The 24736-nt window shown below is 61.5% G+C and carries 35 protein-coding genes, 1 tRNA gene and 1 pseudogene; all 37 read right to left on the bottom strand.

The window, feature by feature from the left end:
• Nucleotides 1-446: hypothetical protein (locus KSX58_RS09800; protein ID WP_217752099.1), on the bottom strand; the 446-nt coding region annotated here is incomplete at its 3' end.
• Between the two features lie 262 nt (nucleotides 447-708).
• Complete coding sequence (locus KSX58_RS09795; protein ID WP_217735714.1) at nucleotides 709-1260, bottom strand: hypothetical protein; 552 nt, start codon at nucleotides 1258-1260, stop codon at nucleotides 709-711.
• Nucleotides 1261-1269: 9 nt separating this feature from the next.
• A complete protein-coding gene (locus tag KSX58_RS10560; protein ID WP_303246171.1) occupies nucleotides 1270-1929 on the bottom strand; it encodes a hypothetical protein in 660 nt (219 codons plus the stop codon).
• A 3-nt stretch (nucleotides 1930-1932) separates the two neighbouring features.
• Nucleotides 1933-3672 (bottom strand): hypothetical protein, encoded by a 1740-nt coding sequence (locus KSX58_RS09785; protein ID WP_217735712.1) that lies wholly within the window; start codon nucleotides 3670-3672, stop codon nucleotides 1933-1935.
• Nucleotides 3663-4490, bottom strand: coding sequence for a hypothetical protein (locus KSX58_RS09780; protein ID WP_055680610.1), 828 nt, complete (start codon nucleotides 4488-4490; stop codon nucleotides 3663-3665). The genes KSX58_RS09785 and KSX58_RS09780 overlap by 10 nt, the downstream gene beginning before the upstream one ends.
• A complete protein-coding gene (locus KSX58_RS09775; protein WP_039775026.1) occupies nucleotides 4477-7485 on the bottom strand; it encodes a tape measure protein in 3009 nt (1002 codons plus the stop codon). The genes KSX58_RS09780 and KSX58_RS09775 overlap by 14 nt, the downstream gene beginning before the upstream one ends.
• A 44-nt stretch (nucleotides 7486-7529) precedes the next feature.
• Nucleotides 7530-7730, bottom strand: coding sequence for a hypothetical protein (locus tag KSX58_RS09770; RefSeq protein ID WP_039775025.1), 201 nt, complete (start codon nucleotides 7728-7730; stop codon nucleotides 7530-7532).
• Between the two features lie 146 nt (nucleotides 7731-7876).
• Nucleotides 7877-8257: a hypothetical protein gene (locus KSX58_RS09765; RefSeq protein ID WP_055680612.1), complete on the bottom strand. Its 381-nt coding sequence runs from the start codon at nucleotides 8255-8257 to the stop codon at nucleotides 7877-7879.
• An 83-nt stretch (nucleotides 8258-8340) separates the two neighbouring features.
• Nucleotides 8341-8961 carry a hypothetical protein gene (locus KSX58_RS09760; protein ID WP_217735710.1) on the bottom strand — a complete coding sequence of 207 codons (621 nt, stop codon included), beginning with the start codon at nucleotides 8959-8961 and terminating at the stop codon, nucleotides 8341-8343.
• A gap of 55 nt (nucleotides 8962-9016) precedes the next feature.
• Entirely contained in the window at nucleotides 9017-9415 is a 399-nt protein-coding gene (locus tag KSX58_RS09755; protein WP_117779641.1) for a hypothetical protein, read from the bottom strand.
• The gene (locus tag KSX58_RS09750) at nucleotides 9412-9648 is read right to left on the bottom strand and encodes a hypothetical protein (protein WP_039775021.1); all 237 of its coding nucleotides are present in this window, start codon (nucleotides 9646-9648) and stop codon (nucleotides 9412-9414) included. Before KSX58_RS09750 ends, KSX58_RS09755 begins: the two co-directional genes overlap by 4 nt.
• A 2-nt stretch (nucleotides 9649-9650) precedes the next feature.
• On the bottom strand, nucleotides 9651-9974 hold the full coding sequence (locus KSX58_RS09745; RefSeq protein WP_217752098.1) for a head-tail adaptor protein: 324 nt from the start codon (nucleotides 9972-9974) through the stop codon (nucleotides 9651-9653).
• A complete protein-coding gene (locus tag KSX58_RS09740) occupies nucleotides 9974-10372 on the bottom strand; it encodes a Gp19/Gp15/Gp42 family protein (RefSeq protein WP_055308642.1) in 399 nt (132 codons plus the stop codon). The genes KSX58_RS09745 and KSX58_RS09740 overlap by 1 nt, the downstream gene beginning before the upstream one ends.
• 11 nt (nucleotides 10373-10383) lie before the next feature.
• Nucleotides 10384-11271, bottom strand: a complete 888-nt coding sequence (locus KSX58_RS09735; protein WP_081028335.1) for a phage major capsid protein — start codon at nucleotides 11269-11271, stop codon at nucleotides 10384-10386.
• Nucleotides 11272-11309: 38 nt separating this feature from the next.
• The gene (locus KSX58_RS09730; protein ID WP_055308643.1) at nucleotides 11310-11828 is read right to left on the bottom strand and encodes a scaffolding protein; all 519 of its coding nucleotides are present in this window, start codon (nucleotides 11826-11828) and stop codon (nucleotides 11310-11312) included.
• Nucleotides 11829-11988: 160 nt separating this feature from the next.
• Complete coding sequence (locus KSX58_RS09725) at nucleotides 11989-12216, bottom strand: hypothetical protein (RefSeq protein WP_151904961.1); 228 nt, start codon at nucleotides 12214-12216, stop codon at nucleotides 11989-11991.
• 8 nt (nucleotides 12217-12224) lie between these two features.
• Nucleotides 12225-13640 (bottom strand): ADP-ribosyltransferase, encoded by a 1416-nt coding sequence (locus KSX58_RS09720; RefSeq protein WP_081337178.1) that lies wholly within the window; start codon nucleotides 13638-13640, stop codon nucleotides 12225-12227.
• Nucleotides 13591-15117 (bottom strand): phage portal protein, encoded by a 1527-nt coding sequence (locus KSX58_RS09715; protein ID WP_055308644.1) that lies wholly within the window; start codon nucleotides 15115-15117, stop codon nucleotides 13591-13593. The genes KSX58_RS09720 and KSX58_RS09715 overlap by 50 nt, the downstream gene beginning before the upstream one ends.
• Nucleotides 15118-16554, bottom strand: a complete 1437-nt coding sequence (locus KSX58_RS09710) for a terminase (RefSeq protein WP_217735708.1) — start codon at nucleotides 16552-16554, stop codon at nucleotides 15118-15120. It abuts the gene before it with no gap.
• Nucleotides 16532-16960 (bottom strand): hypothetical protein, encoded by a 429-nt coding sequence (locus KSX58_RS09705; RefSeq protein ID WP_055680616.1) that lies wholly within the window; start codon nucleotides 16958-16960, stop codon nucleotides 16532-16534. Before KSX58_RS09705 ends, KSX58_RS09710 begins: the two co-directional genes overlap by 23 nt.
• A 133-nt stretch (nucleotides 16961-17093) precedes the next feature.
• Nucleotides 17094-17423: an HNH endonuclease signature motif containing protein gene (locus KSX58_RS09700; RefSeq protein ID WP_217752097.1), complete on the bottom strand. Its 330-nt coding sequence runs from the start codon at nucleotides 17421-17423 to the stop codon at nucleotides 17094-17096.
• 191 nt (nucleotides 17424-17614) lie between these two features.
• Nucleotides 17615-17717, bottom strand: a tRNA-Arg gene (locus KSX58_RS09695).
• A gap of 243 nt (nucleotides 17718-17960) precedes the next feature.
• Nucleotides 17961-18821 carry a helix-turn-helix domain-containing protein gene (locus KSX58_RS09690; protein ID WP_217752096.1) on the bottom strand — a complete coding sequence of 287 codons (861 nt, stop codon included), beginning with the start codon at nucleotides 18819-18821 and terminating at the stop codon, nucleotides 17961-17963.
• 71 nt (nucleotides 18822-18892) lie between these two features.
• A complete protein-coding gene (locus KSX58_RS09685; protein WP_195248216.1) occupies nucleotides 18893-19030 on the bottom strand; it encodes an antitoxin in 138 nt (45 codons plus the stop codon).
• A 258-nt stretch (nucleotides 19031-19288) separates the two neighbouring features.
• Complete coding sequence (locus tag KSX58_RS09680; RefSeq protein WP_217752095.1) at nucleotides 19289-19447, bottom strand: hypothetical protein; 159 nt, start codon at nucleotides 19445-19447, stop codon at nucleotides 19289-19291.
• Nucleotides 19444-19617 (bottom strand): hypothetical protein, encoded by a 174-nt coding sequence (locus KSX58_RS09675; RefSeq protein ID WP_217752094.1) that lies wholly within the window; start codon nucleotides 19615-19617, stop codon nucleotides 19444-19446. Before KSX58_RS09675 ends, KSX58_RS09680 begins: the two co-directional genes overlap by 4 nt.
• Complete coding sequence (locus KSX58_RS09670; RefSeq protein ID WP_217752093.1) at nucleotides 19614-19892, bottom strand: hypothetical protein; 279 nt, start codon at nucleotides 19890-19892, stop codon at nucleotides 19614-19616. Before KSX58_RS09670 ends, KSX58_RS09675 begins: the two co-directional genes overlap by 4 nt.
• Nucleotides 19889-20149, bottom strand: coding sequence for a hypothetical protein (locus KSX58_RS09665; protein ID WP_217752092.1), 261 nt, complete (start codon nucleotides 20147-20149; stop codon nucleotides 19889-19891). The genes KSX58_RS09670 and KSX58_RS09665 overlap by 4 nt, the downstream gene beginning before the upstream one ends.
• 1 nt (nucleotide 20150) lies before the next feature.
• A complete protein-coding gene (locus KSX58_RS09660; RefSeq protein ID WP_217752091.1) occupies nucleotides 20151-20402 on the bottom strand; it encodes a hypothetical protein in 252 nt (83 codons plus the stop codon).
• Between the two features lie 61 nt (nucleotides 20403-20463).
• Nucleotides 20464-20676, bottom strand: a complete 213-nt coding sequence (locus tag KSX58_RS09655) for a hypothetical protein (protein ID WP_046999191.1) — start codon at nucleotides 20674-20676, stop codon at nucleotides 20464-20466.
• Nucleotides 20673-20924 carry a hypothetical protein gene (locus tag KSX58_RS09650; protein WP_055063219.1) on the bottom strand — a complete coding sequence of 84 codons (252 nt, stop codon included), beginning with the start codon at nucleotides 20922-20924 and terminating at the stop codon, nucleotides 20673-20675. The genes KSX58_RS09655 and KSX58_RS09650 overlap by 4 nt, the downstream gene beginning before the upstream one ends.
• Nucleotides 20921-21496: an oligoribonuclease gene (locus tag KSX58_RS09645; protein WP_046999189.1), complete on the bottom strand. Its 576-nt coding sequence runs from the start codon at nucleotides 21494-21496 to the stop codon at nucleotides 20921-20923. The genes KSX58_RS09650 and KSX58_RS09645 overlap by 4 nt, the downstream gene beginning before the upstream one ends.
• Nucleotides 21483-21887: a hypothetical protein gene (locus KSX58_RS09640; RefSeq protein ID WP_217752090.1), complete on the bottom strand. Its 405-nt coding sequence runs from the start codon at nucleotides 21885-21887 to the stop codon at nucleotides 21483-21485. The genes KSX58_RS09645 and KSX58_RS09640 overlap by 14 nt, the downstream gene beginning before the upstream one ends.
• The gene (locus KSX58_RS09635; protein ID WP_217752089.1) at nucleotides 21880-22080 is read right to left on the bottom strand and encodes a hypothetical protein; all 201 of its coding nucleotides are present in this window, start codon (nucleotides 22078-22080) and stop codon (nucleotides 21880-21882) included. The genes KSX58_RS09640 and KSX58_RS09635 overlap by 8 nt, the downstream gene beginning before the upstream one ends.
• Nucleotides 22077-23480 carry a ParB/RepB/Spo0J family partition protein gene (locus tag KSX58_RS09630; protein ID WP_217752088.1) on the bottom strand — a complete coding sequence of 468 codons (1404 nt, stop codon included), beginning with the start codon at nucleotides 23478-23480 and terminating at the stop codon, nucleotides 22077-22079. The genes KSX58_RS09635 and KSX58_RS09630 overlap by 4 nt, the downstream gene beginning before the upstream one ends.
• Nucleotides 23477-24469 carry a hypothetical protein gene (locus KSX58_RS09625; protein WP_217735759.1) on the bottom strand — a complete coding sequence of 331 codons (993 nt, stop codon included), beginning with the start codon at nucleotides 24467-24469 and terminating at the stop codon, nucleotides 23477-23479. Before KSX58_RS09625 ends, KSX58_RS09630 begins: the two co-directional genes overlap by 4 nt.
• A 22-nt stretch (nucleotides 24470-24491) precedes the next feature.
• Nucleotides 24492-24736: pseudogene (locus tag KSX58_RS09620) on the bottom strand (hypothetical protein); the annotation flags it as partial.

The following is a 24736-nucleotide window of genomic DNA, read 5'->3' as shown; positions in this document are numbered from 1 at the left end:
GCGGTGATGCCACTGATTGGAATGCGGGCGATCGGAATCCATACGGTGCCGGAATTGTTCAGGATACTATCCGACGGTACCGTGGGGTCAGCCGCCGTGCCACTGGTGGCGGTGCCCTTCAGCACCGCGAGCGCGATCGTTTCGATGTTGTTCGAGTCTCGCGTGTATTTCACGCAGATTAGGTCGTTGCGGTTCCGTCCTGTGACTCCGCTTTCGATGGTGACGGTTTCCGCCGCGGTGACGCGTGCGTATCGTCCTTCGATCACAAGGTTGAGGACCGGGATGAGCGCTTTGTTTGCTGACTGCATGGTCACGGCGGGGAATTTGCCGTCGCTGCCTTGCAGCAGGTAGTTGCCGTTTCCGACCAGTCCGGCCTGCATGGCTCCTTGGTCGCTGGATGTGATGTGCGGAGCGCCGGCCTTGCCGGTGATGAGATTCATGGTCATGGTCATTCCTTCCTATCTGTTGTGTTGTTGAGGTATGCGGCGTAGGCGGCGTCCTGCGTGGCTGCCAGCGCTTTGAACGTCTGCCAGCATGCGGTACAGACGAGCGCGCCCTGTGCGACTCCGTCGACGGTGGTGTGTGTGATGTCGTGCCAGTCGCTGGAGGTGCGTGGGTCACCGTCGGCGAGGTATGCGGAGGCGTGGCATCAGTCGCAGGTGTATCTGGTGATGTTCGTGGTTCGTGCCATTGATGTTCCTTTCTCTTTCAGGCTGTGCGCTGGTAGATGTGTCCTGGAAGGATGGTGTTGCATTCCTTCCAAGTGCCGCCGTAGGTGGTTCCCGGATTTGTTGTGGCGGTGGTCCAGTAGAGGGAGCCGACCGGGTGGGCGGCGATGAACGCCTGGCTTGCGCTCATGCCCGTCTCGCCCTTGTCGCCCTTCGGTCCGACGAGGCTTGTGTTGGAAACCGGTTTGAACGTCACGTTTTTCCCGGTGGCTGTGATCTGCGCGTACATCAGGTTCTTGCCGCCATTGGTCATGGCGAAGAAGTATTCGCCTACGACCGGGGCACGGTTGAAACTGAGTGCCCGCCAGTCAAAATCCGAGCATGCGGACGTCCAGTATCCGGATAGTATGCGTGTGCTGATCAAGGCAGGCAACCCGGTCTCGCCGCGTTGGCCGGCCTCTCCTTTCGCTCCGGTGGCCCCGGTCGCGCCAGTGGCGCCGGCAGGGCCCTGCGGTCCTTGCACTCCCTGCTTGCCTTGCGGTCCGGTGTCGCCTTTGGGGCCTTTGACGTTGCCGAGCAGAATCTTCGTCATATGCGCTCCTTACTTTCCGTCATTGATCATGTAGTACAGGTCGCCCGTCGCCGGATCGTAGGAGACGGGAGCCGCCGACGCGGTGGTCGTATCCGCGTACACGGCGTACAGGTCTCCGTTCGGGTCGACCTGCAGTGTGAAGAATCCGGAAGTTGGCGCCGTCACGCCGCTGGCACCCTGCGGTCCTGTCGGTCCCTGTGGGCCCTGCAGTCCCTGCGCACCTTGTATTCCCTGCTTGCCTTGCGGGCCGGTGGGGCCTGTTGCTCCGGTAGGTCCGGCAGGGCCGGTGTCGCCTTTCGGACCTTGCGGGCCGGTAGGGCCTTGCGTTCCGATGATGGATTGACGGGAAATCGTCTTTCCCGTGAATAGGCTGCCGGACTGTGAAACGCACTGCCAGACGATGCTGTATTTTCCGCCACCTGACAATGCGGTCGAATATTCGTTGGCGAGTGGTGTTCGGTTCAACCATTCGCTCACGTTCCCCGTGAAAGTGGATCCCACCGGATATTCGCCGACGAGGGATTTCTTCATCACGAGCGCCGGAAGGCCGACGTCGCCTTTAGCTCCCTGAACGCCCTGCGCTCCTTGCTTGCCTTGCGGGCCGGTGGCCCCGGTATCGCCCTTGTCGCCTTTGGGTCCTTTGATGTTGCCGATCAATAGTCGCGTCATGTGTCACCTTTCCGGGATGTCCACGTACAGGTTCCCGCTCTCGGAGTCCCAGACGAACGAGGGTGGGTTCGTGTTGTCCGGATAGTTCACGTACAGGTCGCCGTCGCCTTCCATGCTGAGCGTGAAGAAGCCGTTCGAGGGGGCGGATACGCCGCTGTCGCCCTTGTCACCCTTCTCCCCTTGCGGGCCCTGGATGCCTTGGGAACCTTGGATGCCTTGTCTGCCCTGGGGGCCGGTCGCTCCCTGTGGACCCGTGGGACCCTGCGGACCTGTGGAACCCGTCGGGCCTTGCGGTCCCGCCGCGCCGATCGCGCCGGCATCACCCTTATCGCCTTTCTCGCCGCGTATCCCCTGCAGTCCCTGCGGGCCTTCGGGACCGGCGACGCCTTGCGGCCCTCGCTCCCCGGTCGCTCCTTTCTCTCCCCGAGGACCGGTGGGTCCGGTCGCTCCGGCGGCCCCCTGTGGTCCTGTGTCGCCCTTGTCGCCCTTCTCCCCTTGCGGACCCTGGTCGCCTTTCGGAAGCCCCAAATTCAAGGTTTTGTCGCTGCCGGCGCCCGTGAGCGACGCGCTTGCCTGTGCACCGGGGGCGAGCGTGTCCACCGAACCGATTTTCAGGCCGGTGATGTAGTCGCCTTTCGGCTGTTTACCCGACAATGCGTTGTTGAGCGCGTCGATGTCGTTTCTGGTCACGTCGGCGCTGAACGTCCAGGCGTCGAGTTTGAGGCCGGCTCCAGCGTAGTAGGCGTGGCCACCATCCCCGATGGAGGATTCTCCGCTGTTGCCGCCGGCGCTGGCGCCTCCGGATTCGTAGGTGACGGTGAGCACGCCTCCCGAAACCTTGACGATCTTCTTGGAGATCTCGGCAGTGACGACGAGGCCCGTGTTGTTGTCACGACCCGTGACCAGGTCGCCGACGTCCGCGTCGATGCCGTCGGGAATGTCCACGTCGATGGTGCTGGTGTTCCGAAGCTCCTGGAATTTCTGCCTGCCCTTGTCCTCGAGCTCGTCGGCTTCGGCGTTGGACAACTCGTATGTGGCGGTGCGTTCGTCAAGGCCTTTGAGGGTCTGCGTGTGGCTGAACGTGCCGTTCGCGTCGGCGTACCAGTGGATGACGGTACGGTCCTTGAGTTCGCCCTTGCCCAGGCAGATGAGATGGTTGATCGGGTGCGCCGCCTGTTTGGCGGTGAAGTCGATGAGGTCCGAGTCGATGCTGTCGCCGATCGTGCGGACGGGCATGGCGCTCATGGATACCTTGTCGCCGTCATTACGCAACCGGAGTTTGAGTCCGCTTGCCCTGAGCATCTTGACCAGACCGCTGTACAGGTCCACGTACCGGTCGAACTGGCAGGTGGTCTTGTGGTCGGCGCTTTCGTCGGTGACGGTGAACAGGCCTTGCAATCCCGCACGGCTGACGAGCGTGCGCATGATGACGGGAATCGTGCCGGACAGGGTGAGGTAATCGTTGTTCCTGTCCGGTTCGATGATCTTCGAGGCGAGTACTCCATGCCAGTCGCGGCCATGCCATGTGACGGTGGACAGGCCTCCGTCCACGTCGACATCCGTGTCGTCGATGATGCCGCCGTACTCGGTGCCGTCGATCATGATGCGGCTCCCCGCCTTGAGCGCGGCGTCTTCGACCTGCAGGTCGAAGTCGTTCTCCCCGCTACCGAACGCGAGGTCGAGCGTGTATGAGGCGTGGCTCGCCACGGGTTTGCCTGTGGCGTCGGTGACGATCAGGTCCATGGCGGTTCGCTCCTTTCCTCGCAGACCGTCAAGTCGAATTGGAATCCTCCCGGCCAGCTGATCGGCTGTGTTCCGGGCGCGAGCGGTTGGAACACGTACCGGCCGGAATCCTTGCCCGACCCTCGCACGGCCTGCGCGAAGCAGTTTGTGGCGAGACCTGTGCCGCTGACCATGGTGACGGTCCTGACATCGCCGGTGCCGTCGATTTCCAGACGCGAGCCGGATGGCACGGTCACGTCGACCTCGTACCGGTTGGTTCCGATGATGACGTACGGTTGCGCGCATGGTCCGAATATCGTGAGCTTGACCGGCTGCGGGATGGACGTGTCGTTGACGATCTCGGCACCCAATGCCATGCCGGCGAAATCATGCGGATAATCATATGGATAGTCAAGGTCGGCGGTTCCGGAATCGTATCGCGGCGTGAAATGCGTCATGGTCGGACGGCGCCACACGCCATCGGCCAGCACGATGGTCAACTGCGTCTCGACCATCGTGGGCGTGATGGATTGCGGTTCGCTTTTCGTGATCCACGCTTTGGCTTCCCATTCGCCGTCGGCCACGAGCGTGCCCGGGTTCCCGGATGCCATGTCGGCGTCCGCGAGGCGGCGCAGTAGGTCGAGCGTGGCCGGAGAATCGTGGATCTTCACGGTGACTGTCGCCTCGCGTGCCTTGCGGGTGATGCCCGTCATGCCACGTGAGGCGAGGCTGTAGTCCCAGACGCGGGCGCGCAGTCCCGTGAGCGTCTCGCCGTACAGCGGCCCCTCGAAGCCGATGCGCTCACCTGTGGCCGCGCACACGTATTCAAGCGATTGCACTTCTCACCTTCCTTGCGAAGTCGCGGTCCCCTATCGTCGGCGTGTACCTGGCGATGATCGATCCGAGGTCGTCGTGCAACGATTCGACGGCCGCGATGAGTTCCCGCAGATCGCCGTCGCCGGCATTGGCGCCGGTGCCGGCCGTGACGTTCAGCCTGCCGGTCTTCGACCAGTCCGCGTCGGAGAGGCTCATCGTGGAGACGAGCGAATCCATGGAACGGCTGACCACATGCGCGGAATCGTCGATGCCCAATGCCATGCCACGTCCGACCATCACGCCGACCTCGTCGCGGAACACACGCGACGGGGAATGGATGCCCAAAGCGTTCTTGGCCTTGTCCACCAAGCCCGACAACGCGTTGGTGATGCTGGAATACAACGAGCCGACCATTCCTGTGATGCCGTTGATCAATCCCTGGATGATGTTGCGTCCCGCGCTGACGAGCCAGCTTCCCGCGCCGGACACCGCGCTCCGGACGGTTCCGCCGATCCCGCTCACGACGCTCCCGACACGGCCAACCATGTTGCTTACGGTGCCGACGATGCCGCCCCAGACGCTCGACACAATGCTTCCGACGCCATTCCACAACGCGGCCCACACGCTCCGGATTGTCGAGCATGCGGCGGATACCACTCCGCTGACCATGCCGATGCCGGCGGAGACGACGCCTTGGATGCCGCCCCACACTGCCGACACGATGCCCTGGATGGCCGACCACGCGGCGCTCCAGTTCCCGTTGACGACCGCGAGCGCCAGTTGGATGATGCCTTGGATGACGGCGAGTGCGGTGCTGATGACTGTGGCGATGATGGTCCATGCGCCTTGTACGACGGTGGATATGGTGTTCCAGAGTCCGTTCCAGACCGTGCTGATGATTGTGACGGCGGTTTGGAAGATGGTTTGGATGTTCTGTATTCCTGCTTGCAGGAGTGGTGTGATGGTGGTGATGAATGTTTGGATGCCGGTGATGATCGCGGTGAGCGCGGTCATGATGATGGGGCCGATCGTGTTCCAGACGTTTTGGAGGACGGTGGTGATGAGTGTCCATCCGGTTTGCCAGATTTGTTGGATTTGGCTCATGGTCTGGGTGATGAATATGGCGATGGCTTGCAGGATTGGCTGGCATGCGGTGCTGATCTGGTTCCAGATTCCCATGAACCATGTGGCGAAGCTGTTCCAGAGTCGTTTGCCCGTTTCGGTTTGGGTGAAGAACCATGTCAGCGCGGCCACGACCGCGCCGATGGCCACGACAAGCATGCCGATCGGATTCGCATCCAAGGCAGCGCTGAATGCCAGCTGCACGGCGGTAGCAGCCTTGGTCACCGCGCTCCACGCCGATTGAGCTGCCTTGACAATATTGAACGAGCCGGCGAGTTGCTTCAGTGCTCCAGCCGCGCTTCCCGCGTCGGAGATCTTGCCAATCAAATCGAACGTGGCCGTAGCGGTCTTCTCCACACCGGAGGCAGTCGCGGAAATGGCCTTCAGTCCACCGGAAACTGTCTTCAGCCCGGCCGAGACGATATCCCAGCCTTTGACCGCGAGCAATGCAATGGTGATGGCTTTCAACGCGCCGGATACCAGTGCGCCGTTCTGCTGCGCCCACTGTCCGACCGACTGCAGCCAGCCTCCCACCGTCATGAGCACGCCGGTCAAAGTGTTCAACAGTCCGGCGAAGCTCTGCGCCGCGGAACTGGCGGTGCGCGCGCTGTCGTTGAAGCCGAAGGCCTGCGAGACCGCGGCCGCCAATACGGAAACCAGCGAGCCCAATCCGGAGATGACGCCGGTCAGGCTTTCAAGGAACGGCTGCAACGCGCCCGTCTCGATGAACGTGTTGACGAACGTCTTCGCCCATCCCGCCGCGTTCGACAACGCCTGCGCGACCGAAGCGACCACTCCCGCGAGCGCGCCGGCGGTTGTGGAGAACATTGTGGCGGCTTCGCCGCCATTGTTGAGTCCGCCTATGAGTGATGTGATTGCGTTCCAGAGGCCAGTGAGTTGGCTTTTGAGGCTGGCCGTCGCCGAGGCGAGCATCTGGAAGCCGGGGATGTTGGAGATCGTGTCGCCAAGGTTTTTGAGTTTCGCCTGTGTGGCGGGTATCGCGTTCTCGAGACCTTGTTGGAGTGCCGCTCCGACTTTTTGCAGGGTTGGTGTGACGGCTGCGGTGAATGTATCGATGAGTGGGATGGCTTGGTTGAACAGGCCGCGTAAGCCGTCGAGGACTGGTGTGGCGGCTGTTTCTCCGAGTCGGCTCAACGCGGCTTTCACGTTGGCCAGGGCGCCGGTGAATGTGGTGCCTGCGGATAGTGCGGCGCCGCCTAGGCCTTCCTGCATGGCGTCGGCGAAGGTTTGGAAGTCGATTTTGCCGTCCGAGACCATGTCGGACACTTCGGCGCTGGTCTTGTTCAGATGCTTGCCGAGCATTTGGAGGACTGGGATGCCGCTCGACATGAGCTGGAGCATGTCGTCGCCCTGGAGTTTGCCTCGGGCGGCGACGGAACCGAAGATCATGCCGATGTCAGTGAGGCTTCTGCCGCTGATCTGCGCGGTGTCGGCCACGGTCTTGAGGATCTTGGTGAGCTGGTCGCCTTCCTTGATGCCGGAGGCGGACAGGCTGGCCGCGACGGTCGCGGCGTCGCCCAATCCGAACGCGGTGCCCTTGACGGATGCGAGCGCGTCGTTCATGATTTCGGTGACGCTCGCGCTGTCGTGGCCGAGGCCTTTGAGTTTGGCTTGCGCGTTCTCGATGTTGAGGGCGCGGGTGAAGCCGCCTTTGGCGGCCAATGCGGTGATGCCGCCGGCGAGGGTGGCGATCGCTCCTGTGCCGACCTTGCCGATTTTGCCGAATGCTCCGCCGATCTTCGAGATGAGGGTGCTGGAGCTTTTCTTGGAGGCTTTGTTGACGGCGTCGCCGATGTCGCCTTCGATGCTTTTGCCGAATCCTTTGCCGGATGGTTCGACGTGGACGTATGCGACGCCTATGTCCTGTGCTGCCATCGTGTTTCCTTATTCGTAGGTTGGGATTCCGATGGCGGTCGGAGTCAGAGGTCGTCGTTGATGTGGAAGTAGGCTTTGAGCCGTTCCCTGTCCTCGCGTTGACGGCGAGTGAGGTTGTGCGTCGGGGTTGGCGGGCGGAGCGGGTCGTGCTCGTGGTCGAACCATGGGCGTTTGCGTTGTCCGGACAGCGTCCAGACCGCCTGTTCGGCTCCGTCGGGCGCGTAGACGGCGTTCTGCAACGCCATCCACGAGTGGCTCGTATGGTCTTTGAGGATTTCGCGGGTCAACGCCCAAGCGAGTCCCCAATCGACTCGTGGACGTTGGCCTTCAACCCATTCCCGGAAGCGTACGGGCCTGTAGATCTGCCCGTACGCTCGGATCCAGTCGTAGGCTAGTGCCGCGCGATTGTTGTTCCAGAGGTGGGCGAGGTAAACGCTTTTGGGTCCAGTCCGGATTCCTCGGCCCACGCCTTGATGGTCGCGGTGAGGTAGGCCATCGGACGTTTGGTCTTGCGCAGCACGTTCCAGAAGTTCGGCTGCATCGTCTGGAAGTAAGCGAGGAACGTGCTCACGCAGGCCGTGGTTTCCTCGTCGGACAATGCGGGCTTGCTTTTGACCAGGAGGATGGCCTGGACGAGTTCGATGGGCAGTTCCGCGTTGTTGAGGTTCGGCAGGTCGAGTTTGACGCCGGCGACCTCGAGGTGCACGTCGGGTTTGAGCTCTTCCGCTTCGGTCAGGTCCACGTCCACGACATGGTATTCTTTGTCGCTCATGTTGGCTCCGTTCTAATGGTTGGCGGTTGAATGGGTGTCCCGTGCGGCCGACCGCCATCGGCCGCACGGGAAGAATCAATGGGTCACTTGGCGTCTTCAATGACGAGGCCCCATGCGTGGAACTGTTCGCCGTTGGTGCCCTTGAGCATCTTGAACGTCATGCTGAAGTTCATGATCTCGCTGGATTTCAGGCTCACGTCGTCACGGTCGGACACCTTCGCGTTGGTGCCGTACAGGAGGAACGGACGGTCCTGCTGGTCGAGCGCGACCAGCACGAGGATCCACTCCTTCTTCAATCCGGCGCCCTTGATGCTGATGCCGCCGTCCGAATCGACGTCCACGTCGAAGTAGGCCGACACCACATCCTTGCGGCCCTCCATGGCGGCGAGCTGCAGGGTCCAGTAGCCCGGATCCGTGTCGGACAGCACGATGTCGCCGTTGTGGGCCTTATAGTCGGTGCTGTCGCCCGGTTCCGGATGCAGTACGGCGCCGTCCTCCGTGGAGTAGCCGATCGGCTTCTTGCTTGCCGGCGGGGTCCAGGCCACTCCGGTCGGAGCCACGAACGTGCTGTCGCCCTTGGGGAACAGGAACAGCGCGTAGTTCTTGATCAGGCGCACGTTGCCTGCGGTGTTGCCGCTGGACACGTACCCGTAGTCGGTCGCGCCCTGCGCGGCGACGGTGGTTTTTTCGTTGTTGTCAGACATTCGTCTGCACCTTTCCGTTCTTCGCGTGTGGCGGCACGTTGTCTTTGGTTGTGTTTCAGTTGACGGTGACCTCGAGCAGGAGCACTCCGTACGCGCACACCAGCCTCTTGTCCTCGTCAGTCATGCGTACCGGCCCGGATTCGAGTGACGCGTCGATGAGCGGCGCGACGGTTCCGAGCCCGATGATCTCCCTCGCGATGTCGGCCCACAGGCGTGCGGCCTTGCCCCAGTCGCCCGTATGGTCCTCTCTCATGCAGCGCACGCTCAACCGCAGCCGCACGTACTGCGAGATTGGAGTGCTCATGCCCTGCATGGAGTCGGCCAGCGTGGCTTCGGTGAAGGGAGGTTCGAGGTCGCTTCGTTCGATGGTGTCGAACGTCACGTCCGGGAACAGTGTCCTCAGTTTGGACAGGAGCAGGGGTTCCGTGCGGCGGGGAGTGACCGGGATGCTCATACGCGCATCCTTCCGAGCGTGTCCTCCAACGTGCCGTGCGCCTTCTCCACCGGTGCCGGGCAGATGATCGCCACGCCGCTGCGGTTCTTGCCGTCATGGTCGCGGACCATGCAACGGTCATCCTCTACGGCGGCTTCGGCCGCGTCCCTCATGCGCGAGCGCAATGTCTCGTTTTTGAGGACCTGTTGGCTGAACGCCTTGCGGTTGAATACGAATCTGCATCGTTTGGCCATGCTTATCCTTCCCGTTCGCCCACGGTGATGACGTCGCCGATGTGGCGTCCGTGGAGGTTGTCCCACACCTGCGGCTTGCCCTTGACGGGCAGCAGCCGGCCCCTGACTTTGATCAGGTCGGTGGCCTGGATGCCGGTCGGTTGGCTACCGCGGATGTGGATCGTGTATTCGATGGTCTGCGGGCTGGCGTTCTCCTCAACCTGGTCGGTGGTGGAGGTTGGCGCGACCATCGCCTGGAACGTGCCGACGCGGACGGGTTTGCCCTGGATGGGGTTGCCGTCCGTGTCGGTGGTGGACTGGCCGCGCCACACTTCGATGGTTTCCACTAGGACGTCTCCCCCGTTGCCATGTCGACGCTGAACGCGCGCTGAGCGTTGATGCCAAGGATGCGTTTCTCGTCGTCGCGCAGCCAGAGATCGCCGGTGGGCGCTCCGAAACTGTATTGTTCGCTGAAGCTGCCGGTGGTCTGGTTCATCTGCGTGATGCCGCCGGGAATGTCGTACGGGTCGGCCTGCATGATTCTGCGGACGATGTCGCAGGTGATCTTCGTCAGCAGGCGTGGCCGTTCTTTTTGGAGACGTTGCCAGTTCGGGGAGCGTTCCTTGATGTAGTCGGTCACGTCCGCGAGATGCGTGTCGGCCTTCTCACGTTCCTCGTCGGTGAGTTTGTGCCACCTCTGTTCGAGGTCGACGGAGGTGGCGAACACGTCTGGTTCGACAGTCATGTCGGACTCCGTCAGGCGGTGAGCAGGACGAAGCGGTTGATGTCGCGGATACGGAAGCCGACCTCGATTTCGATTCGCACGGCGAACATGTTGTGCTCCCACAGGTTGACCTGCTTGCCGTCGATGGTGATGGACGCCTGGTCGGAGATGCTGGTCTGCATTCCTTCGACGGAACCCCATGCGGCGGAGGAGAATTCGCCGCACACGCCAAGGATCTCTGCCTTGGCCGGTCCCGGTGTCTCGGATACGGCGGGCACGTGAACGCCCTTGCTGATGTAGGTGCGGTTGCCGAGCACGGTGCTCACGTCGGAGGCGGCGGTGCCGTTGAGGAACAGGGGGCGTCCGTTGTTGTCGGTCGCCTGCCGGAGCACACTGCGACCCTGGGTGCTCAACGCCCAACCGTCCACGGTTCCATCCGCTTCGGACACGAGGTCGTCGGCTTTGTTCAGGTTCTTCCACACGTCCTTGCCGATGCTGACGGTCTGCGCGCTCTTCAGGGTGTCGAAGTCCGCACCCGGAGCGTCGACGAGACCCATGATGGTCTTGTCAAACGTGCGGGCGATGGCTCCCGGACCCTTCGCGACCACTTGGTCGTAGAGAGCGCCGAAGTCTCGGCGGAACTGGTTGGAGAACGGCATGATGACCGCGATGGTGTACGGCAGCATGTCCTTCTTGCCGAAGGTGACGCCGCTCTTCGGCTTCTCCGCACCCTCATTGACCCATGCGGCCTCCGGGTCGCCGATGATGATCGGCACGCGAGCACCGTTGCCGGGCAGTTTCATCTCCGGCACGAGCTGCATGAACGCGCTCTTGTATTTTGCGGTCTGCAAGATCTCCGCCTGGGTTTCAGGGGTGAGGTCTAGACCGTTGCTTTTTCGGGTCATGGACGGATCTGTCATGGTTTGTCCTTTCAAATGAATGTTGTTTGCTGGTTGGCTCACAGGAGCGTGTTGCTCATGGCGTTGACGAAGTCCTCGCGGCTGGAATGTTTAGCCTTGGCCTGTCCGGTGCGGGCGCTCTGGTCCGCAACCGTGCCGCGGGAACGCATGTCGGCGAACACCTTCATGAGTTTCTCGGCGTATTCGCCAATCTGCTTCTCGTCGTCGCCCGCGAGGACGCTCGGGTCGGTGATGCCGTGTTTGGCCGCGACGTTGGCGCGTATCGTGGAGAGCTCCTTCTCGTGTTCGGCCTGTTTGGCTTCGCTTTTGAGCTTCTCGTTCTCCTCGAGCGCCTTGGAGAGTTTCGATTCGAGGTCGGCAGTCTGTCCGGCCTTCTCCTTGAGCTCCTCGTAGTCGCTTTTCCTGCCGCGTTCCCTGCCGAGACGCTCGTTGATTATGCGGTCGACTTCCTCCTGGGTGAAGGTCCTCAGCTTCGCGTTGTTCACGTCCTTTGGGGCCGGAGAGTGCTGTTCCGGCTCCTGTTGGCCGTCCGCGCCGGTCTGGTTTTCTTCTGCCATGGTTGGTGGCTCCTTTGCTTGTTCTTGGTTTCCACGCCTGACGCCGGCGAGTTGACGGCCATTCTTGTTGGTTTCGCGCATGGCTGCGCCCCGCCCCATCGCTGGGGTGTGAAAGGTAAAAGAAAAGCCATCACGTTTCGACGTGATGGCTTTCTGGGATTCAGAGATTTCCCAGCGCTTTTCTTCGCGCGTATTCGGACCGCAGCTCGTCGGTCGACACATAGTCGCCGACGGACCAGCGCTTCTTTCCTTCGTTCCTGACCCATTCATATTCGTCCTGTGGCATGGAGATGTCGCCATACTTGCGTTTGATTTCCGCAAGATGGCGCTCATCGGTGACTTCCTTCAAATCACCGGGCATAAACGTGAAACGGTCGGAACGATCCATAGGCTCAATCATAGCAGTCTCAGATAAACGATCGGTCTGCCGTCGGATGCTCCAAGCCCTTCGAAACGAAGAGCCCTTCCTCTCGGCAGGAGAATTTCGTATTCTCCCGGATGCTGAGTGATCGGCTCCACATACACGCCGGCGCTTCCCGGCGGTACCAGGATTCTTGTGGCGATGCGGTCTTCCCCATCAACGTCAATGCCTCCCTCCTTGATGCTGGTGGCCATGTAGCCGATGTGTTCGAAGGTGCGACCGGTATTCAAATCGAAAAGCGACTCCATGTCGTTGACGTGGAACGTCGACAACCGCATCTGCCTGTCGACCGTGAAACGTTCTCGGGTGATATGGTCGGATATCGCTTCGTCGATGCATTCGACCTGATGGATGACGTCTTTCGACGGGTTTCGTCCGCCGAACAGGTAGCCGTTGATACTTTTGTAGCTGTCTCCGGTCCAATCCATCAAAGCCGCGATCTTCTCGTCGTTGGAGAATCTATCTCCAGGCATCCTGACGCTGTAATCCGACAATCTCGATAGTTCGGAAGCGCTGATTGGAATCGATTTGCCGCTCCATCGAATCGTCGGTTGGGCAGTCACACCATCATTGACCTCATCGTGATAGATGCGTCTCAATTGGGCTAGCGTGTCACGCCAGTCGCCGTCATCGCCGGCCGCAGCCTTGGCTGCCTGGTACATTTCACGATACTTGTCCGGATCGTATCCTTTGAGTTTGCTGCTGCCCCAGCTTGGCACGATGTCGCAGTCGCAGTCCGTATGGTATTGCATCTGCCGTCCGGCGGTGTCCTCGCTCAGGTAGGCGAAGCCACGCGAGGCGAGCATAAGGCAGAACGCGCATGTCTTAGCCCCTCGCGGCACACGCGCCCAGCGAGGCTTGGTGGGATCGTTGGCCACAGCCCTCTGCATGGTCAGCCGCCCGACGGTCTGAATCAGATTCTGCACGTATTCCAGCGCCTGCTCCTCGTCAGCGAACGTGGGCCACAGGTCGTCGATGGTTCTTCCGGCGTTGTTGTGAACGGCTCCGTTTTCATCTGGAATGACATCCTTGTAGTGCAATCCCATGAAGTCAGTGTTGTTGAAACCGCCTTCCATCTGCCAGACCGCGCGGTCGGCGGTGATGGAAGGCGGCTCGTATTCCGGCATATCGATTCCGCCGTACTGCGCCCACAGGTCGCGTACGTGGCCGTAGTAGTCGGATGCGAGCCTGCTGGCGGCGTCGGCATACCGGTTGATCTCCGCTTTGATGAGCTCCTGGCTTTCACCGTCCCAGACGAGGCCCGAGACACTGTTGCCGGCCTCCTTCTGCAGGCGGCTCATGGTGTCCGTGTAATCCTCGTACAAATCATTGAGGTCGAGTTCAAGCCTTCTGCGTCGTTCCGGCGGCAGGTTCAGACTGTTCGGGCTCATTCATACCGCCTTCCCTCGCCGCCGTATCGGTCTGCTGCTCCGTCTGTTGGCGCATGCCTCGAATCTGATCGAGTACCTGACCGGCCTGGGCCTTGCGCTGGTCGGCCTTCAGCCGGACGATCTCGCTTCGGCTCAATCCGGCGCGTGTCATGCCGACCTCGCTGTTGGCGAACGAGTCGATGCTTCCAGCGAGCTTGCTGAATGCGTCGGCGCTCATGGAGCTCGACGGCGTGTTCGGGTTCTTCCAGTCGACCTGCAGTTTCATCAGCTCCTCGTCGGGCACGGATGGATCCTGCATCCGTGCCACAAGACGGGCTGCCTGCAGGATCGATTCACCGAAATCCCGGTCGCAATGGCGCGCCTCGATAATCAGGTCCTCACGTTGTGCCTCGGTCGCGTCGGCGGACGTCGGGTTCGCGTCGGACACGATGCCTAGCGAGCTGGCTGGAATGTTCATCGCACTGGCGAACATCGCCGCCCAACTTTTCAGCATCGTCAGATGCGGGTCCATACTCGACGCGGCCAGTTGCGTCACGGTCGGGGACTGCCCGTCGATGTCCTTGCTGATCATGTTGTAGCGACCCATATAAAGCTTTAACGCGTCGTCCGTGCCCAACGAGGCGAGTTCTTCGGAAGTGCCTGTCAGCAGGATTTTTGGGAACGCGTAGAATTCGGCATTCGCTTCGGCGCGCACGATAGTGCGGTTCGCGCCGTCGATGATGGCCATAGCGTCCCGGCTGATGCGGGAGCGTCCGAACGGTTTGACCTCGGTAGCCTTGTAGGCGAGGCGGAACACGCTGCACTCGTTGTCGATGGTGGGTTGCTCATCGTCCACGCGCCACCAGTAGCCGAGACGGCGCTGCACGCTGATGTTGCGGTCGGGCATGTAGAGCACGAGTCCGGTGGCCTCGTTGTTGTCGTCAACGTCGGTGATGGCCATGCACGCCCTGACCCGCCGGTTAGGGTAATCCCAGACGGCGGCCGAGCTTTCCGCGGTATGCGTGCGGATGAGCGGTCTTCCTTCGAAGTCCCGGACGACGCTGAGGAACGAACAGCCGTGAATGAGCGCAGTCTGGATGGCCTGCTGCAGAACGCTAGTGAATCCGATGCGGCTCATGAAGTCCTGCAGTTCGAATGGGTCGTCCACGCCCGGCGAGACGAATCCCTCGAACACGCAAAGCTCAGCGAGCATATCCACAGCCTTGCGTGCCCACCCAAGCGGCGTGTAATGATCCTTGATGGACTTCGGCACAGTCAGTCCAAAATCAACCAGTGGCTCCTTGGCTTCGTAGTAGGCGGTGAGTGTTCGGTTGCGGCTCGCGTGGCGCGTCCATACCTCGGCGAGTTCGCGCAGCAGCGCGTTCTCCTCACCGGAGAGTCCGTCGATGTGCGTCGGCACGACGAGTTTCGGCACCGTTCCGGCTCCTCCCGTAGGTTTCCACCCGTCCGGCGCTGCCGTTGTCTGGATGTCGCTCATTTAGATTCCTCCGATGATCTGTCGTCTTCCGGGATGTCGGAGCGTCGTGAACGCCCCGTACAGGGCGAGCGTGGTGGACACGAGCGGCGTGATGTCGACATCACTGCCGAGTTTGTTCCAAGCGATCGCGCCGGACTGTCCCAATGGACGCGTGGTCGCACCCTTGACGGCCGCGGCCAGCTGCGGCTGGTATTCGTCCCGCGGGTGCTTGAGCGTTCCGGCTTTGAGCATGTCGAGGAACCGGCCGCATGCTCGGCCCATCTCCTGCATGTTCGTGACCGTGACCTTCACATGTGCTTTCTTCAGTTCCGGCAGCAGGCTCATGGCGGGCGACTGCGCGTCGATGACCACGCTGGCGGTCTTCGGCCAATGTTCGGCGAGCCAGTCCACGGCCCACATGGTTCCCGCCTGCCGCGCGTCCTTGATGTTCGCCATCTGGACGATGGCCGAACCGTCCGCGTATCGTAGCGCCGCTCCGATGGTCAGCACGCTCCTGTCCGGAGGCATGTCGATGCCGAAGCTCATCGTGCCGCCCTCGGGCACGTCGTCGACGGCCGCGGCCTGCCACAGGTCGGGACTGATGGCGTATGCGGTGGCGGTCTCGTCCCATATGCCAAGCGCCTCACGACGGAATGAATCGTCCGACAGGTTGTTGCGCATGCGTATGATTGCCTGTTCGCTTGTACGTTTCGGATAGCTGGGATTCGCTTTAGCCCACTGTTCGCGGTCGTCCGAATCCGCGTCCTTGTCGGCGGCGAGCTCCACGTAGAGGAGGTTTCCGTCATGGTTCAGCGCGTGCATGCGTTTCTCCGTGAACGCATCGCACTGGTCTCCCGGCTTGGGTGGATTGCCCATATACACGACCAGGGGGTTAGGACTCGTGTTCAAAACCGGAATCATGTTGTCCATCGCGCGCACTGTGAGGATCTGCGCTTCGTCGAACACGGCCACGTCCACGCTGTGCAATCCTCGGCCGAAACCGTTCTCGCGGGCGCCGAACATGATGCGGCTGCCGGACGTGAACGTGATCTCCTGTTGGCCGTTTGCTCTGCGGATGCGTTCCACGTACCGGCCGAGCACTGGATTGTGCTCCATCTCGCACATGTCCGCGAATGTCTCGTCGCTGGTGCGCGTATGGTGGGCGGTCCAGATGGCTTTCAGGTTCGGTGTGAGTATCGCCTTGAGGAACAACGCGGTGCCGACGGTGAAGGTCTTGCCGATCTGCCTGCAGCTGGACAGCACGGCGCCGTCCGCGCCACACGCATACTTGCCTTCCGCGTTCTTGGCGAACAGAAGCCACAAGAAGCCCTGCTGCCACAAGTCGAAACGGATGCCGGCCTTACGCGCGGCTTTGTTGATTCGAGTGAACTCGCTGCCGACGATGCCTTCCGGCTGGCGGAGGACCTTGGCGATTTCAGACAATCGACGCTCCGACATCGTCCGTCACCTCGTCTTCCTCATCGTCCAGCAGGTCGGTCAGACCGCCGCCTTGGAGCGCTTCGATGCGTTCGCATACGTCGATGAGCTGGCGGCTGATCGCGGGCAGCGCGTTCGCCGGCGTCGTGGGATCGGCCATGGCCTTGAGCAGCAGGTCACGGTTGTCTCGCAGTATGTCCAGCATGCTGCCGTCCATCATCCGTTCGAAGCTCCGCTGGTCGAGATCCTGCTCCGGCTTCTGTTTCGTTTCCACGGCTTTGACGGGCGGCTTACCGTTCCGGTCCCGTGCGGGCCTGTTCTTTTTCCGACGATAATCGGCTTTCTGGCGGCAGGACTTGGAACAGTACTTCTGCGGCCGCCCATGGCCGGATGGCTGGAATTCCTTGCCGCAGAGCTCGCACTTCATCGGCGCCTCCCTCGCTTTCCGACCTTTCGTTGTTTCCCCTGTTTCCGACGTTTGCATTCCGGGAGGGATATCGGCACTGCACCCGAGGCGACCGGGAGGGGGCATACCCGGGGTCCCCGCCCTGGTATCGGAGTCAGATGCCGAACGTTTTGAACGGCATCGAGCTTGCTTTCACTTCCTGTCTGCCAGCCAGCAGCGCTCGTGCGTGTTCGTCTGTCTTGTCGCTCTTCATCCTGTTGCAGATGCGGTGCGTGAGCCTGCAGTTAGTGAAGCTGTATGGATCACCGCCGCGTGAGACCGGTACGAGCTCGTCGACTTCGGCGCTCATCGGATGTGGTGTCTTCAATGTCTTGTCGACTGGCTTGCCACAGATGGCACACACGTCGTATGCGGCCAGCACTCTTGCCCTGAGCTGTCTGCGCCGCCAGCCGTTGCTGACACGCTCGTTACGCCGCTTGCTCATGTGGCCTCCCCACATGTATGAGCCCCGGGGTGTCATGGATGCATCAATGATTATCTTCGCCGTTGGCTTGCTGGAATGCCGGTATAGGGGCTCCCGTATATGGACACTCCCGTGTCTTGTAGGGGCTCCCCATCATCTGCGAATACCCCTCCCGGATTGTCAATACCCCTACCCCGGATTTGTTTCATGGGTGCCTTCGGCGGGATTCGAACCCGCGTCCACACGCGGCCACAAGGAAGAGAATCCAATAAAGACTCGCGGCCGGTACGATCTACCACTGATTCCTACGAAGGCATACCGGCAGGCGGATTTGAGCATCACCGCATCACGGAAGCACGGGATTGGCTTGCCTGCCACATTGAGGTATGCCCACTCTGACGGGAGTGGGCGGAGCGTGTCCGATATGCCGTTCGGACAGGACGGGATATAACCCAAGGAGTTAGGAGAATCCATCGGTGGATATGAAAAGGGTTCAAACCGTTTTCCGGTTTGAACCCTTTAATCCACTGACAATTCTGCCTTGCACTTTGAAAAATGTCAAATCACGTCATGCCGGGCGAGGCGCGCGTGTACGTCGGACAGGCGGTACAGCGGCTGTCCCTTCTCGTTTCTGCCGGCCGGTTGGATCCTGCCGCGCTTGCGCCACGAGTAGATCGTGTTCGCGTTGCACTGGAACCCGCATTCGCGCAGCAGCTCCGCGCACTCCCCCGCCGTGAACGCCCTGCCGGATTCGATGCACTCCTTCAGGAACCCCAATCGCACGTCGACCACGCGATGAGTGTTGCCGCACACCGGACAGTCAACATTTACCGCGCCGACCTCCGCACTCAGCTCCACGCCGCACAGAGGATTCAGGCACCTGCCGATGCCGTGCTTGGATGGCGGCACGTCGATGATGCCCAGCGTCTTGCGCGCCAACCGCTCCCAGTCATGCCAAATCAGACCAATGTCCGGCAATCGTGAAAGACGATTGCAATCCGCGCAGATACTCAGGCATTTCAACACGGACGGATGAATCCTGCTATCGGCCCATGGCATGGCCGGCGGAGCATACAACCGCCGCCAAAGAGCGACAGCCAGATCATCGATCTCCTGCAGATGGTCAATCACAGACAACCTGACCGGCGTCGGAGCCGAAGCCAAATTGGTACGGCCGGGCTGATGGCCACCGTAATGTGCGGTGCTGTCCAGAAACTCGCGCAGGACCTGGATCCATGACGGATAGTCGCGGAGCCATCCCCTCATTACGGCATCGCACTTGTCACACAGCGTATTGCGCAGATTGCACTCCCCGCCGCACACTTGGCACATGCCGGCGAGCGCTGGCTTGTGTTGGTTGGTTTGTGCTGGTTGTGTCTGGTTTGGTGTTGGTTGGGATTCGTTGGTTGGTTCGTTCATTTGTTCGATTCCCTCCGGCGTGGTAGTCTTCTGGTGGTGTCAGGAGCCCGGCCGGAAGGTCGGGTTTCTTGTTATTCGCGGGTGTGTTGGATGATCGCTTTGATTTCCTCTTTGGGGACTTGTGGCATCAGTGGCGCGATCTCATCGAGGCTGTATCCGGCCTGATGCCATTTGATGATCATGTCCATGAGGGTTTTCTTCACTTTCATTTCGTTTCCCTTCGTATTTGCTGGATGATCGTCTCGTATGGTTTGCGGTGGAAGATGCGTATCCACCATTCGGGGCGGCGGCCCCATATGGTTTTGACTTCGGTGAGGGGAAACCATGATACGTACCATTTTTGGCAATTTCCGCAGTACAGCACCTCGCCTTCCTCCTTCGGTCTGGGATGCTCATGGTCGAACGCTGGCGGCCTTGGCACCAAATAACTTCGATTGCTCATTTTGTGTCCTTGAGTGTGATGCGTTTCATTCCTTCGCCGCCTTCATTTCTTGGACTTCACCGTCGAAAAAATCGATGATGAGATTGCAGATGGCGACCGCCGACGTTTTGAGCTGGGCTTTTTCCTCTTCGTTTTCGGCTTTGATGTCGAAAACGCCATCCTTACTGTTGAAATTGATTCTCATTTCGTGTCCTTCGTGGTTGGGCGGACGGTGAATGCGACGAGTCCGGTCTCGGCATTGAACACCTTGGCCGGCTCGCCAGTCCTCAAGGACATGGCCTGCGCGTAGTCGCCAGCATCGTCGATGTTCTCGAACGTTCTGACCCCTTCCCGGGTGACGACGTTGTAGCTCATCGCTCCGGCTCCTTGTCCGCGACGCTCACACGGTCCCAGTCGCAGGACAGGCCGCCCTGGTTGTAGTCCGAGTAGACGATGCAGTCCACTTGCCTCGTGTCGGTCAGGGTGATGACGCATTCCGTGAATACGTCGGCCCCGGCGGAGCACTGCGAGTCGACGGACCTGACCGCATGCGCCGGCGTGGATGCTTTGGCCATGCCGCCGCATCCGGCGAGCGCCGTGCAGAGGGCGAGGGTGATGGTGGTGAGTGTGGCGCAGATGGTGTTTCTCATTGTTCGTTCCTTTGATGGCTGGCGTGGTGGTTCCAGAGGCGGATGGCTTTTTTGAGGCTTCTGCCGTCGACGTGGAGGATGCATTTGTGCCGACAGTTGGGGCAGATGCAGCCGTAGATGGTGTTGACCGGTTTGCGTGTGCGGAGTTTGTAGATGGCGCCGAGGGTCAGGATGAGCGGCCGGGACTTGCGGCATGCCGGGCAGGGCGCAGGTCTGCGCCATTTGCGTGGGTTGGTGGCGATTCTGACGGTGTGCATTTCATTCCTTTCCGTAGATGGCGAGGCTTCGTATGCCGTCGCTCATGCTGTTGGAACATGTGTTCGGATCGTGGGAGATGATGTCGTTTCCGATGCCTTGGAAGCGGAGGGTGGCGATGCCGTCCGGATGTCGGATGAGTTCGAGCCGGCCGTCGATGACGACGTCCTGGTCGGTGCGGGCGATGCAGCGGCGGCCGATCAGGATGGCCGGGTCGGCCGACCGCCACTTGTGCAATGGGACGATGATGCTCATTCCCGGCCACCCATCCAGCCGATCAGGAAGGCGAGCGCCAGGAGGATTATCGCGGTGTGGCTCATGCCGTTCCTCCGATCTCCGGGCTGGCCAGCATCTCGGTGATCGCGTCCTTGGCTATCAGGCGCCATGGTTCGCGGCCGTCGTCGTCGAGGTTTTCCCACGTGAGGTGTTTGCGGTGGCCGTTGGCGTGGAATCGGTTGTAGATGGCGTGCGCGACGGCGTATTGCGTGTCGAGGCTGATGACGAGCTGGTCTTGCTGGTCTTCGGTCATTGGTAGGTCTCCGGTCTTGGCGGTGCGAGCAGTGCGGCGATCGCGTAGCTGGCGAGGCTGGTGGCGAGCGCCGCGATGGTCAGTGCGGTGTGGATGGCGAGCCACGTGATTGGTGTCCACTGGTGGAGCGCCTGTCCGATGATCGCCCTGATGACGGCGTGCGGGATGAGCAGCAGCGCGAGGAGGGTGAACAGCGTGGCCATGGCGTCTCCGAGCCGGTCGGCGAGGTGGCTGATGGTCTTTCTCACTTGTGGTCTCCCGTCTTGACGGCGAGTGTCTCGAGCATGGCCTTGTAGTCTTTGATGTCGCGTGCGATGCAGGATTTCACCCGGTGCGGGCCGCTGTCGCCCTGGTATGGATCCGGGGCGCCGAGCACGGTGACGAGTCGGCGGATGGTGGCCATGTCGTATTTGCGGTAGGTGAGCCACGCGTCAGGGTTGAGGTTGAGTCGGCGGAGGAAGTCAAGGTCGAAGTCCACGTTGGTCCCCGCGGGGACGAGGGAGAAGCGCTGGGAGAGCGAGTCAAGGAATTCCTCCACGGCGTTGGCCACGACGACCATGCTGTCATTGCGCACGGAGCCTCCCATGAGTTCGAACAGCAGGCCGTTGTCGGTGTGCATGGAGAAGGCGACGGGGCTCATGGACAGGAGGTCGAGTCTGTCCGGGCGGATGATGCGGGACAATGATCCGAACTTTTGTTCGCCCAGCATGTCGGTACATTCCATACCGATCTCCAATGGCAGGCTTTTGCGCCTGTCCACGCCTGTGGTCTCAAAGTCGATCCACAGCAGCGCCTCCGGTTTGCCGTTATTCTCGTGCATTTGTCATTCCTTCCGTTTGAATTGTCAATGTTTCGCGCATGGTCAATGGCGTGGCCGTGCCGTCCTGGTTGAGCCAGAGCCATCTCCCCTGCCAGTCGCGCACTGGGGTGGAGAGAGGATCTATGCCGAGCGGGACTATCAGCCCGAGGCGTTCGGCCTCCTTCACATGCTGGTGGACCCACCCATGGCAGCCGGTCGTCCCCGAACCGCACAGCTCGACAATGTTGACGGGACTGTGCCTCACATCCGGATCCGCCGCCCGCCGCAGTTGACGGTGATGGCCGCTTCGTCCGGGCCAGCATGACGGATCGTGGATGTTCGCCCCGCAGCGCAGGCAATGCCAGCCCTGGCGTTCCAAAGCGATGCGCTTCGAGTCCTCGAACTCACTCACAACGCGCTCCTTCCTGCATCAGGCCGTTGACCAGCACCAGACATGAAGTGCAGTTCGTTCTTAGTCCGGAGGCCATCGCGGCGATGCCGTCATCCGCCCTGCCACCGGCGAGCGCTCGCAGTTCGATTGTGCCGGCGGTCTGGGCGGTGTCGGTGAGGAGTCGGGCGAGTCTTTCGAGTTGTTTCCTGGTCATTGGTTGTTCTCCTCGTCTTCTTCGTTTTCGTCGGAGTCGGCTTCGGTGATGGCGGCGATGAGCTGGTCGAGGTGGCTGGTTTCGTCGTCGGTGGGCGTGTAGCCGAGGTCTTGGAGGATCTGGTAGTAGCCGGGGATGCGTCTGCTGGTGTCGTTGACGGTGGTCCAGTCGGTCGGGTCGATGAACCATTCGATGCGAGCGGCGAGGATTTGCACCGCCCAGACCGCCCAGTCGGGTTCGTCGAGGTGGTAGCGGAGTTCGGCGAGCGCCCGTTCCGGTTCGATGCCGCTGATGGTGGCGAATTGTTCGCCACCGCATGCGGCGTCGTTCCATGTGCTCAGCGCCAGCGTGTAGCCCTGCGGGTCCGGGTCGATGATCTGCAGGAGTCCGAGCCGGGCCGTGGTTTCGACGAGCTTGGCGCGCTTGACGCCGTGGAGGTTGGCGTGGAGCCATGCCATACGCTTGCCTGCTGATGCGGCGGCGTATTCCTCGAGCGCGTGCCGGCGGGCGTCGCGTTCGGCCTGTTCGGCGGCTCGTCGGGCTTCCTTTTCGGCGTCGGCGGTCTTGTCACGGCGGGTCCAGAGATAGACCTGCTGCGAGACCGTGTGGATGGATACGGCGGCCGGGTTCTGTTCGCGGATCTTCTCGATGACTTCTTCGGGGGTGCCGGTGGATGGGAACATGCAGCCGCGGTAGCACCATTCCGGGTCGTTGAACGGCTTTTCGGGGTCGGGGATGAGGTTGATGCCGCTGTCGGGCTCCACGAGGAGCGCGGCGACCGATTCGATCCATTGCCGGGCGCGGTCGTCGCGTTCGATGCGGCGGAGGATGTAGTCGAAGTTCGAGGTGCCGGCCGCCTGCGCGAGCTCCTTCTGCCTGTCCGGCTGGCCGTCATATCGCGCTATGGCCACGAGCTGGCCGATGGTGAGCTGACCAAAATCGTCGCGTGTCCGCCTGACCTCGGTCTTGATGCTGGCGGCCTTGGCGCGGTCACGCACATAGTCGGCGCTTCGGCCGAGCCGGTGGGCGACGCTGGCGGTGGTGGCCCCGAGAGCGAGCATGCCCTGGATGGCATCGGCCTCCTCCATCGTCGTGAGCTGTTCGCGCTGGCAGTTCTCGGTGACCATGGCCTCCAACTGCTGCAACGGGTCGAGGTCAAGCACGAAGCATGGGACGGCTCCGATTCCGGCCTGTTTGCATGCGGCGAGTCTGCGGTGTCCGGCGATGACGCGGTAGCGGCTGCCGTTGGGTACGACGCTGAGGGGCGTGAGGAGGCCGTTGGTTTTGATGCTGGCGGCGAGGTCGGTCACGTCGCCGATGTTTTTTCGTGGATTGTCCGGGTGGGGGTCGATGAGGCTGGTGTTGATGAGCTTGATTTCGCTGGTCTGGTAGTTGCTCATTGCTTCTCCTTGCTGGTTTCTTGGTTGAGTTCATCTGCGCATGCCTGGCACGCGAGATACCACTTGGAAGGGTTGCCTTCCCTGAGGCTGCCGCTGTGGTCGTATTCGTCCTCATGTGGATCCATGAGCTGGTGGACGTGTTCGCAGTTCCAGGTGTGCTTGTGCTGGCGCGTGGGTGTGATGGGTTCCGGCGCCCATGTCTCCCATTGGTCGCGGAGCCATGTGGCGAGTCGTGGGACCTGCCGTTGTGGCACGTGGCCGTCGTTGACGGCTCGCCGGTAGCGTCGGACGGCGGATTGGAGTCGGGCGAGCTGGACCGGGTTCTCGGTGATCGTCTCGACGAGGTCCCGCGCTTCGCGTTCGGCCTTGCGGCCTTTCGCGCCGATGGTGCCGGGGTAGGTTTCGGCGATGGCGGCGAAGGCGTCCGGCGCTTCGCTGGCGGTTTGCTTCGCGGTGCCGGCGGGAGGGGTCGGAGAGGGTATATCGGTATCGGTATCGGTTTTATGCCATGTTTTTGCTTGGCTGTCCTCTAGCAACTTGCTAGACGGTTTGCTACCTGTCTCGCTACTGTTTTGCTCTCCGTTTGCTTGGCTGTTTTCCGGCAAGTCGCCAGACGTTTGCTTGGCTTTCTGGTTGGCCGCCTTGCGGCGTCCTCCCTTGCTTCCGGCCTTTCTGCGCGCCTCGCGTTGCTCTTCGGTCAACACTCGCGGCTCCCTGCAGATGCCTTCCGCGTAGACCGGACGCCATCCGCCGTCGTGCTCTTCCATGAGGCCCGAGTCGATGAGCTGCTGCAGCTGTTTCATGGTGCCGCCGGCGTCCTTGAGGTCGATCCTGTCGAAGTGGCCGGGGTATGCTGCCGGGTCCTTGGCCTGCATCGAGACGCCTTTGGAGTGGATGACGCACAGCTTGACCCACAGGCCCACGGTGGCGAGCGGCAGGCGGCGGATGCGCCTGTCGTCGGCCATCTGGTCGTCGATGATGAACCACATCTCTTCTTCTCCTTCCTGTGGTTCAGTCGATCTCGCCGGTGTCCGGATCGACGGTCGCCTCCACGTCGCCATCGTCCATGTCGAGACTGCGGCGCAGGTCGTCGATGAGGATCATCTGCCGTGACGTGGCCGGCTTCGCGCACATGTTCTCCATGGCCAGGCCGGCGTCGAGGATGCGCTGAGCGAGGTCTGCGCAGTCGTACACGGCTTCGGTGATGGCGTGGATGCCGCCCCACTTGTCGATGTGCTCCTGCTTGTTTTTGGTGT

The sequence above is a fragment of the Bifidobacterium sp. MSK.17.10 genome, assembly GCF_019129655.1.
In the GTDB taxonomy this organism is placed as follows: Bacteria; Actinomycetota; Actinomycetes; order Actinomycetales; family Bifidobacteriaceae; genus Bifidobacterium; species Bifidobacterium adolescentis.
This window is presented reverse-complemented; position numbering and strand designations above follow the sequence as displayed.

Bases quoted from the DNA above. Each gene is read 5' to 3' on its own strand.
- KSX58_RS09675 (WP_217752094.1), bottom strand. From the start codon at position 19,617: ATGAGCTACAACGTCGTCACCCGGGAAGGGGTCAGAACGTTCGAGAAC.
- KSX58_RS09715 (WP_055308644.1), bottom strand. From the start codon at position 15,117: ATGAGCGACATCCAGACAACGGCAGCGCCGGACGGGTGGAAACCTACG.
- KSX58_RS09735 (WP_081028335.1), bottom strand. From the start codon at position 11,271: ATGACAGATCCGTCCATGACCCGAAAAAGCAACGGTCTAGACCTCACC.
- KSX58_RS09680 (WP_217752095.1), bottom strand. From the start codon at position 19,447: ATGAGAATCAATTTCAACAGTAAGGATGGCGTTTTCGACATCAAAGCC.
- KSX58_RS09700 (WP_217752097.1), bottom strand. From the start codon at position 17,423: ATGAGCAAGCGGCGTAACGAGCGTGTCAGCAACGGCTGGCGGCGCAGA.
- KSX58_RS09770 (WP_039775025.1), bottom strand. From the start codon at position 7,730: ATGGCGTTGCAGAACGCCGTCTACGCGCCCGACGGAGCCGAACAGGCG.
- KSX58_RS09710 (WP_217735708.1), bottom strand. From the start codon at position 16,554: ATGTCGGAGCGTCGATTGTCTGAAATCGCCAAGGTCCTCCGCCAGCCG.
- KSX58_RS09670 (WP_217752093.1), bottom strand. From the start codon at position 19,892: ATGAGAAACACCATCTGCGCCACACTCACCACCATCACCCTCGCCCTC.
- KSX58_RS09655 (WP_046999191.1), bottom strand. From the start codon at position 20,676: ATGACCGAAGACCAGCAAGACCAGCTCGTCATCAGCCTCGACACGCAA.
- KSX58_RS09765 (WP_055680612.1), bottom strand. From the start codon at position 8,257: ATGAGCGACAAAGAATACCATGTCGTGGACGTGGACCTGACCGAAGCG.
- KSX58_RS09725 (WP_151904961.1), bottom strand. From the start codon at position 12,216: ATGGATCGTTCCGACCGTTTCACGTTTATGCCCGGTGATTTGAAGGAA.
- KSX58_RS09785 (WP_217735712.1), bottom strand. From the start codon at position 3,672: ATGGACCTGATCGTCACCGACGCCACAGGCAAACCCGTGGCGAGCCAC.
- KSX58_RS09750 (WP_039775021.1), bottom strand. From the start codon at position 9,648: ATGGCCAAACGATGCAGATTCGTATTCAACCGCAAGGCGTTCAGCCAA.
- KSX58_RS09685 (WP_195248216.1), bottom strand. From the start codon at position 19,030: ATGAAAGTGAAGAAAACCCTCATGGACATGATCATCAAATGGCATCAG.
- KSX58_RS09740 (WP_055308642.1), bottom strand. From the start codon at position 10,372: ATGACTGTCGAACCAGACGTGTTCGCCACCTCCGTCGACCTCGAACAG.
- KSX58_RS09775 (WP_039775026.1), bottom strand. From the start codon at position 7,485: ATGGCAGCACAGGACATAGGCGTCGCATACGTCCACGTCGAACCATCC.
- KSX58_RS09720 (WP_081337178.1), bottom strand. From the start codon at position 13,640: ATGAGCCCGAACAGTCTGAACCTGCCGCCGGAACGACGCAGAAGGCTT.
- KSX58_RS09660 (WP_217752091.1), bottom strand. From the start codon at position 20,402: ATGAGCATCATCGTCCCATTGCACAAGTGGCGGTCGGCCGACCCGGCC.
- KSX58_RS09630 (WP_217752088.1), bottom strand. From the start codon at position 23,480: ATGAGCAACTACCAGACCAGCGAAATCAAGCTCATCAACACCAGCCTC.
- KSX58_RS09690 (WP_217752096.1), bottom strand. From the start codon at position 18,821: ATGAACGAACCAACCAACGAATCCCAACCAACACCAAACCAGACACAA.
- KSX58_RS09625 (WP_217735759.1), bottom strand. From the start codon at position 24,469: ATGTGGTTCATCATCGACGACCAGATGGCCGACGACAGGCGCATCCGC.
- KSX58_RS09755 (WP_117779641.1), bottom strand. From the start codon at position 9,415: ATGAGCATCCCGGTCACTCCCCGCCGCACGGAACCCCTGCTCCTGTCC.
- KSX58_RS09760 (WP_217735710.1), bottom strand. From the start codon at position 8,961: ATGTCTGACAACAACGAAAAAACCACCGTCGCCGCGCAGGGCGCGACC.
- KSX58_RS09795 (WP_217735714.1), bottom strand. From the start codon at position 1,260: ATGACGAAGATTCTGCTCGGCAACGTCAAAGGCCCCAAAGGCGACACC.
- KSX58_RS09635 (WP_217752089.1), bottom strand. From the start codon at position 22,080: ATGACCAGGAAACAACTCGAAAGACTCGCCCGACTCCTCACCGACACC.
- KSX58_RS10560 (WP_303246171.1), bottom strand. From the start codon at position 1,929: ATGACGCGACTATTGATCGGCAACATCAAAGGACCCAAAGGCGACAAG.
- KSX58_RS09705 (WP_055680616.1), bottom strand. From the start codon at position 16,960: ATGAAGTGCGAGCTCTGCGGCAAGGAATTCCAGCCATCCGGCCATGGG.
- KSX58_RS09730 (WP_055308643.1), bottom strand. From the start codon at position 11,828: ATGGCAGAAGAAAACCAGACCGGCGCGGACGGCCAACAGGAGCCGGAA.
- KSX58_RS09665 (WP_217752092.1), bottom strand. From the start codon at position 20,149: ATGCACACCGTCAGAATCGCCACCAACCCACGCAAATGGCGCAGACCT.
- KSX58_RS09645 (WP_046999189.1), bottom strand. From the start codon at position 21,496: ATGCACGAGAATAACGGCAAACCGGAGGCGCTGCTGTGGATCGACTTT.